This is a genomic window from Actinocorallia lasiicapitis, assembly GCF_054778695.1.
In genome coordinates this window covers 39,769-46,718 of the sequence record NZ_BAAGZI010000006.1, presented here as the reverse complement: position 1 = coordinate 46,718, position 6,950 = coordinate 39,769, and the positions used below count along the sequence as shown (strand labels likewise).

Annotated in this window: 9 protein-coding genes and 2 tRNA genes; 9 read left to right on the top strand and 2 right to left on the bottom strand. The window is 69.5% G+C overall.

Annotation, left to right across the window (positions count from 1 at the left end):
- Both ACYVE7_RS01815 and ACYVE7_RS01810 read right to left on the bottom strand, forming a co-directional pair.
- The coding region (locus tag ACYVE7_RS01815) for a hypothetical protein (RefSeq protein ID WP_460362576.1) at window positions 1-715 on the bottom strand (715 nt) is incomplete at its 3' end.
- 67 nt (window positions 716-782) lie between these two features.
- Window positions 783-2,027 carry a CynX/NimT family MFS transporter gene (locus ACYVE7_RS01810; RefSeq protein ID WP_460362575.1) on the bottom strand — a complete coding sequence of 415 codons (1,245 nt, stop codon included), beginning with the start codon at window positions 2,025-2,027 and terminating at the stop codon, window positions 783-785.
- Window positions 2,028-2,079: 52 nt separating this feature from the next.
- Between ACYVE7_RS01810 and ACYVE7_RS01805 the strand changes: the two genes are divergently transcribed.
- The 9 genes from ACYVE7_RS01805 to ACYVE7_RS01765 all read left to right on the top strand — a co-directional run bounded on the left by ACYVE7_RS01805 (window position 2,080) and on the right by ACYVE7_RS01765 (window position 6,904).
- Window positions 2,080-2,745 carry a FadR/GntR family transcriptional regulator gene (locus tag ACYVE7_RS01805; RefSeq protein ID WP_460362573.1) on the top strand — a complete coding sequence of 222 codons (666 nt, stop codon included), beginning with the start codon at window positions 2,080-2,082 and terminating at the stop codon, window positions 2,743-2,745.
- A gap of 104 nt (window positions 2,746-2,849) precedes the next feature.
- Window positions 2,850-3,044 carry a hypothetical protein gene (locus ACYVE7_RS01800; protein WP_460362572.1) on the top strand — a complete coding sequence of 65 codons (195 nt, stop codon included), beginning with the start codon at window positions 2,850-2,852 and terminating at the stop codon, window positions 3,042-3,044.
- A 13-nt stretch (window positions 3,045-3,057) separates the two neighbouring features.
- A complete protein-coding gene (locus tag ACYVE7_RS01795; RefSeq protein WP_460362570.1) occupies window positions 3,058-4,161 on the top strand; it encodes an SPFH domain-containing protein in 1,104 nt (367 codons plus the stop codon).
- 92 nt (window positions 4,162-4,253) lie between these two features.
- Window positions 4,254-4,326: transfer RNA gene (locus tag ACYVE7_RS01790), tRNA-Thr, on the top strand.
- 140 nt (window positions 4,327-4,466) lie between these two features.
- Window positions 4,467-4,540 (top strand) — tRNA-Met (locus ACYVE7_RS01785).
- Window positions 4,541-4,617: 77 nt separating this feature from the next.
- The gene (rpmG, locus tag ACYVE7_RS01780; protein WP_460362568.1) at window positions 4,618-4,782 is read left to right on the top strand and encodes a 50S ribosomal protein L33; all 165 of its coding nucleotides are present in this window, start codon (window positions 4,618-4,620) and stop codon (window positions 4,780-4,782) included.
- Window positions 4,783-4,932: 150 nt separating this feature from the next.
- The gene (locus ACYVE7_RS01775; protein WP_460362566.1) at window positions 4,933-5,370 is read left to right on the top strand and encodes an FAS1-like dehydratase domain-containing protein; all 438 of its coding nucleotides are present in this window, start codon (window positions 4,933-4,935) and stop codon (window positions 5,368-5,370) included.
- Between the two features lies 1 nt (window position 5,371).
- The gene (locus ACYVE7_RS01770; protein ID WP_460362564.1) at window positions 5,372-5,797 is read left to right on the top strand and encodes a MaoC family dehydratase; all 426 of its coding nucleotides are present in this window, start codon (window positions 5,372-5,374) and stop codon (window positions 5,795-5,797) included.
- A gap of 39 nt (window positions 5,798-5,836) precedes the next feature.
- Window positions 5,837-6,904, top strand: coding sequence for a UDP-N-acetylmuramate dehydrogenase (locus tag ACYVE7_RS01765; protein ID WP_460362562.1), 1,068 nt, complete (start codon window positions 5,837-5,839; stop codon window positions 6,902-6,904).
- Window positions 6,905-6,950 lie beyond the last annotated feature (46 nt).

Sequence of the window (6,950 nt, the reverse complement as noted above, 5' to 3'; positions counted from 1 at the left end):
TCCCGGCGGCCACCCCGAGCGCCGCCCGCACCAGCGCCCTGCGCCGCCCCCGCGCCAGCAGCACCCCGCCCGCGACCAGCAGCAGCGACAGCAGCGGGGCGAGCCACTTCAGCACCCCGGCCCACCCGTAGTAGGTCTGCGCCTTCGCGAGCTGGTCGGAGCGGATCAGCGCGAAGGTCGGGTTGACGTCGGGGATCTGCTCGGCGACGGTCATCCCGTCCGCGATCAGCCGTTCCTTGACGGCCGCGACCAGCGGCCCCAGCTCCAGATCGACGGTCTCGCCGCCCGTCTGGACGAGCGCGGCGTCGTCTCCCGACAGGATCAGGTTGATCCGGCCGTGGGCGATCCGGTTGGTCTGGTCCCAGACCGTCCCGAACCCGTCGCTGGCCAGGACCTCGCCGGTCTGCTCCCGGACGAACCCGCGGACGAACGAGGCGGCGGGCCCCGACACCAGCGAGACCAGTTTTCCCGCTTTCGGCGGCAGCGCCCCGGAGGCGTTCCCGACCAGCCGCGGCACGTTCAGCTCCGTCATGATCACGGCCGTGACCTGGTCGGCGACGGCGTTCCGCACGGCGGGGTCGTCGGCGAGCGGGGAGACCGTCGCCACATAGCGGTCGGTGTCGGTGATCTGGTTCGCGGTCCAGGCGGCCGTCACGGCTACCGGCGCGCACAGGCACCCGGCCACGATCAGCAGAGCGGAGAGGACACGGCGCATACCCGGGGACGTATCCGGATCTCTGCCAAGCGAAAGTCACCCGCCGATCACGGGCCCGCCCCTTCGGTCAGGAGGGGGACGGGCAGGCCCGTGCGGCCAGCTCGTCCTCGACGGTGACGTCGCGGGCGGCGCGCAGCCCGGCCAGGAGCTGCGGAACCAGCAGCGCCACCAGCAGGACCAGCGGCACCGTCCAGGAACCGGTGTGCTGGTGGAGCACGCCGACCAGCAGCGGCCCGGGGATCGACAGCAGGTAGCCGCCGCTCTGCGCGAACGACGACAGCCGGGCGACGCCCTCGTGGCTGCGGGAGCGGAGCCCGAGCATGGTCAGCGCCAGCGAGAACGCCGACAGCGACACCCCGGCCAGCGCCGCCCACAGCCACGGCAGGGTCGCCGGGGCGAGGATCAGCCCGGTGTAGGCGACGACCCCGCAGGAGAGCAGCGCGGCGACGAGCAGCCGCTGGTCGCGGCGGCGGGCGGCCAGCGACGGCAGCACGAACGACAGCGGGACGCCCAGCAGCATGGTCAGCGACAGCATCAGCCCGGACGAGGCCGCCGAAAGCCCGGCGTCCTGGTAGATCTGCGGCATCCAGCCCATCAGCGAGTAGGCGGCCGTCGAGCAGAGGCCGAAGAACAGCGCCATCGACTTGGCGGTCGGGCTCTGCCACAGCGGCGGCCCCGACCGCTTCACCCCGGCGACCGGACGGCCGTCGCGGCGCAGGTAGGCGAGGTAGGCGCCCAGCAGTGCGGGCAGCGCCCAGACCGCGAGCCCGATCCGCCACGAACCGCCCAGCGCCTGCGTCACCGGGACGACCGTCGCCGCGGTGATCGCGGAACCGGCCGCCATGACGGTCGCGTACAGGCCCGTCATCGGCCCGGTCCTGCCGGGGAAGTAGCGGCTGATGATCGCGGGCATCGGCACGTCCGCGACCGCGATCCCGGCCAGCGCGCGCCCGGTCAGCAGCAGGAAGACGATCTCGGAGGGGGCGGCCGAGCGCAGCGCGATCCCGCCCGCGACCAGGGCGAGCCCGCCGCCGAGCACCCCCAGCAGCCCGAATCTGCGGGCCAGGGCGGGCGCGAGCGGGCCGAACAGCGCGAAGCAGAGCGGCGGCAGCGACGTCAGCAGCCCGGCGACCGCGCCGTTCATCCCCAGCGTCCCGCTGACGTCGGGGAGCAGCGGGCCGAGCGTGGTGATCGCGGGCCGGAGGTTCAGGGCGGCGATCACGACCAGCACCAGCAGCGCGGTCGCCGTCCTGGCCCGCGCGGGAGTGAGGGGGGTGGAGGGGCTCAGGGGGAGAGGGGTCGTGGTCGCCATACCTTCAATCATATAATCATTGGATGAATGCGACCAGTGAGAGAATGCTCTCATGAGCCTGTCGTCCGCGCGCCGCGCGCCCCTGTTCGATCAGGTCGTCGAGCAGCTCCGCGAGCAGATCACCACCGGCCGCTGGCCGGTCGGCAGCCGGATCCCCACCGAACCCGAACTGGCCGAACAGCTCGGCGTCGCCCGCAACACCCTGCGCGAGGCCGTCCGCGCCCTCGCCCACAACGGGCTGCTCGCCATCCGCCAGGGCTCCGGCACCTACGTCGTCGCCACCAGCGAACTGGCCGGCGTGATGAGCCGCCGCTTCGCCGGCGTCGCCCCCGCCGACATCAAAGAGCTCCGCTTCATGCTCGAGACCTCCGCCGCAGGCCTGGCCGCCACCCGCCGCACCGACGCCGACCTCGCCGACCTCGAAGCCGCACTGATCCGCCGCGAAGAAGCCTGGAAGTCCGACGATCTGGAAGCGTTCGTCGCCACCGACACCGCCTTCCACCGCGCCGTGGTCGCCGCCGCCCACAATCCGGCCCTCACCACCCTGTACGCCGACCTCGGCGACGTCCTCCACGACGAGCTCAAGGGCTACTTCTCCGGCGCCTCCCTCACCCCCGACCGGCACATCGACCACGCACGGCTCGTCGCCGCGATCCGCTCCGGCGACCCCGACGCCGCCACCAGGGAGGCCGCCTGTGTCTTCAACCAGCAGGCGTGATTCTTCAATCGGGACAGAAGTACCGATAGTTTTCACTTCCCAGGCCTGACCAGGAGGAGAGACACAAGGTGCCGCACAGGTCCGTGATCGGATGCGAAGGGGTCGTGACCGTCGCGACCCGCGGGGCCGCCGGGCCCGGCGAGGTGCTCGTCAAGATCAGAGGCGGGTCGGAAACCTATCTGGCCTGGTCGGAGCAGCCTCTCGCCCAGGGCACGAAAATTCTTGTGTTCGATTCGCGCGGAAACAGAACCGTTGACGTCATGGAATGGTCTGACCCTTTGACGCGCCCCTTGATTTAGGAGAAGAACCCGCATGTTCCTCTACCGTGTGCCCGTTCCCGACGAAGCGATGCTGATCTCCGGCGGCAAGCGGCAGAAGGGCGACGCCCCGTTCCGCGTGATCATCGGTCATGGCGCCTTCGTCATCCCGATCTTCCGCAAGGCCGAGTTCCTCTCCCTCGCCATGCACGAGGCCGAAGTGGCCGACATCTGCGTGACCAGGCAGGGCATCTCGCTGAAGGTCAAGGCGATCATCGCGTTCAAGGTCGGCAACGACCTCGAGAGCATCGTCAACGCGGGCCAGCGGTTCCAGTCCGACCAGGGCCAGATGGCCATCCTCACCGGCCGGATCTTCTCCGGCCACCTGCGCGCGATCGTCGGCTCGATGACCGTCGAGGAGATCGTCACCGAGCGGCAGAAACTCGCCACGGCCGTCCTCGACACCGCCACCCCCGAAATGCTGAAGATCGGTCTGACGATCGACTCGCTGCAGATCCAGTCGATCGACGACATGGGCGCCGGCTACATCGACGCGATGGCCGCCCCGCACGTCGCGGCGATCCAGCGGCAGGCCCAGATCGCCCAGGCGCAGGCCAAGCAGCAGTCGGCCGAGGCCGAGCAGGAGTCCGAGCGCAACCAGGCCGAGTACGCCCGGCAGACCGCGGTCGTCCGGGCCCAGTACAAGGCCGAGATCGACCGGGCGCAGGCCGAGTCCAACCAGGCAGGGCCGCTCGCCCAGGCGCACGCCCAGCAGGAGGTCGTCGCCGCGCAGACCGAGCTGGCCCAGAAGAACGCCGAACTGCGTCAGCAGGAGCTCGTCGCCGAGGTCGTCCGGCCCGCGCAGGCCGACGCCGAACGCATCAAGATCCTCGCCGAGGCGGAGGCCGAGCGGATGCGGATCCAGGCCGACGCCGCCGCGTCGCACGACCGCGTCGCCCTCGACCGGATGCTGATCGAGCAGCTCCCGCTGATCGTGGAGAAGGCCGCGCAGGGAATGCAGGGCGCCAACGTCAACATCCTGAACGGCGCCGACGGCCTGTCCGAACTCGCCGCTGGGCTCGTCGGACAGGGCCTCGCCATTCTCGACGCCGTGAAGCGCGACATCGATTCCGACAAGAAGCCGCAGCTCGACGCCTGATCATCTGGGTACCGGCCCCGCGCTGAGCGGGGCCGTTTCCAGTTCGCGTAGTCGGTGTGGACCGTGTATGGTTTTCCCTGCGAGCACGACAAGCCCCTTTAGCTCAGTCGGCAGAGCGTCTCCATGGTAAGGAGAAGGTCTACGGTTCGATTCCGTAAAGGGGCTCTAGAAACACCCAGGCCCGGCCCGCACCGTGTGGTCAGTGACACATACGGAACCGAGGCGGGCCTTCTGGTTGTTTCGAGACCGTCCGGCCTCAGGTACGCTGAACGAGGTTCAACCTGAGCCCGAGGACGGTTCACCCTGGCGGGGTAGCTCAGTCTGGCAGAGCAAGCGGCTCATAATCGCTGTGTCGCCGGTTCAAGTCCGGCCCTCGCTACTAACCTGAAGGAAGTCCCCCGGACTTCCCTTCGGGCTGTTTATCCAGATATCCCTTGAGCAGAAAGGCACTCCACCGTGGCTGCCACCGACGTTCGGCCGAAGATCACGCTGGCCTGCCAGGAGTGCAAGCACCGCAACTACATCACGCGGAAGAACCGGCGCAACGACCCGGACCGCATGGAGCTGAAGAAGTACTGCCCCAACTGCCGTACTCACCAGGCCCACCGCGAGACCCGCTAGCACTTCTGGATCCCGGGCGATCCACCGAACGGCCCTCCGACCACGCGTCGGGGGGCCGTTCGTCGTTTCCCGGCTCCCGGGCCAGCGGCCAGAACGCCATTCTGTTACCTTCTGCCGAGGCGCGAGATTCGTCACCTCGGAAGGATCGGCATGGCTCTGAACACCGACTTCATCGGGCGCACCTACCCGCCCACCCCACCCTACGAAGTCTCCCGCATCAAGATCCGCGAGTTCGCGCTGGCGATCGGCGACCACAACCCGATCTACCTCGACGGCGAAGCGGCCCGCGCCGCCGGCCACGACGACGTCATCGCGCCCCCCACCTTCCCCATCGTGGTCTCCCTCGGCGGCGACTTCTTCGCCGACCCCGACCTCGGCATCAACATGGCGATGGTCGTCCACGGCGAGCAGAAGTTCGCGTTCGAACGCCCCATCACCGCGGGCGACGTCCTCACCTGCCAGACCACGATCACCGACATCCGCAAAGCAGGCAGCAACCACCTGCTGAAACTGACCACGGAGATCCGCGACGACCAGGGCGAACTCGTCGTCACCACCTACAACACCATCGTGGAACGGGGCGCGTGAGATGACGGCGACAGTGAAGTACAGTGACGTCGAGGTCGGCGCCGAACTCCCCGCCGTCACCTACCCGGTGCAGCGGCTCAACCTGGTGATGTACGCGGGCGCGTCCGGCGACTTCAACCCCATCCACTGGAACGAGTCGTTCGCCAAGGCCGTCGGGCTGCCCGACGTCATCGCCCACGGCATGTTCACCATGGCCCAGGCCGGCCGCTACGTCACCGACTGGGCGGGCGACCCCGCCGCCGTCCTCGACTTCGGCGTCCGCTTCTCCGGCATGGTCGTCGTCCCCGACGCCACCGGCGCCGAAATCGTGATCAGCGGCGTCGTCGAAGAGAAGCTGGACGACAACAAGGTCACCGTCGGGCTCACCGCGCGCACCGGCGACCTCAAGGTCCTCACCCAGGCCAAGGCCACCGTCAAACTGGCCTAGGCTCCTAGAGGATCACAGGCCCAGCGGAGGGGGATCAGGATGACTGTTCGGTGCCAGGACGTCCGGCTTGCCGGATACACCACCCTCCGCCTGGGCGGGCCCGCCAGGACCTTCGTCGAAGTCGACACCGAAGACGACCTGATCTCCGAGCTGCGCCGCGCCGACGCCGCGGGCGAACCCGTCCTGGTGCTCGGCGGCGGCAGCAACCTCGTGATCTCCGACGCCGGGTTCGCCGGGACCGTCGTCCACATCTCCACCCGAGGGCAGGCGACCAGGGACGGCGGCGACGGCCGCAAACTCCTCACCGTCCAGGCGGGCGAGGACTGGGACGCGTTCGTGGCCCGCTGCGTCGCCGGCGGGCTGTCCGGCGTCGAATGCCTGTCCGGCATCCCCGGCCGGGTCGGCTCCACCCCCATCCAGAACGTCGGCGCCTACGGGCAGGACGTCAGCGAGACCATCACCGAGGTCCGCGTCTACGACCGCGCCACCGGCGAGATCCTGACGATGCCCGCCGCCGACTGCCGCTTCACCTACCGGCACAGCGTCTTCAAGAACAACGACCGGTACGTGGTGCTCGCCGTCACCTTCCAGCTCGAACTGTCCCCCGACTCCGCGCCGATCAAATACGCGGAGCTGGCCCGCCGCCTCGGCGTCGCCGTCGGCGAGACCGTCCCGCTCGCCCAGGCCCGCGAGACCGTCCTGGAGCTGCGCCGCGGCAAGGGCATGGTGCTCGACCCCGCCGACCCCGACACCCGCAGCGCCGGCAGCTTCTTCACCAACCCCCTCCTCGACGAGCAGCAGCTCAAAGAGCTCGCCACCCGAGGCGAAGGCTTCCCCGCCTTCCCCGAGGCAGACGGCCGCACCAAGACCTCCGCCGCCTGGCTCATCGACCACGCTGGCTTCCCCAAAGGCCACGCCAGGGGGCCCGTCCGGATCTCCACCAAGCACACTCTCGCCCTCACCAACCCCACCGGCGAGGCCACCGCCGAAGACCTGCTGGCCCTGGCCCGCGAGGTTCGCGACGGGGTACGCGCCGCGTTCGGCGTCACCCTCGTCAACGAGCCCGTCTTCATCGGCCTTACACTGGATCCCGTCGAGGGGGAGTAGCCCGCAATCGACCGGTCGACACACTGACGTCCCCTATGGACGTCCG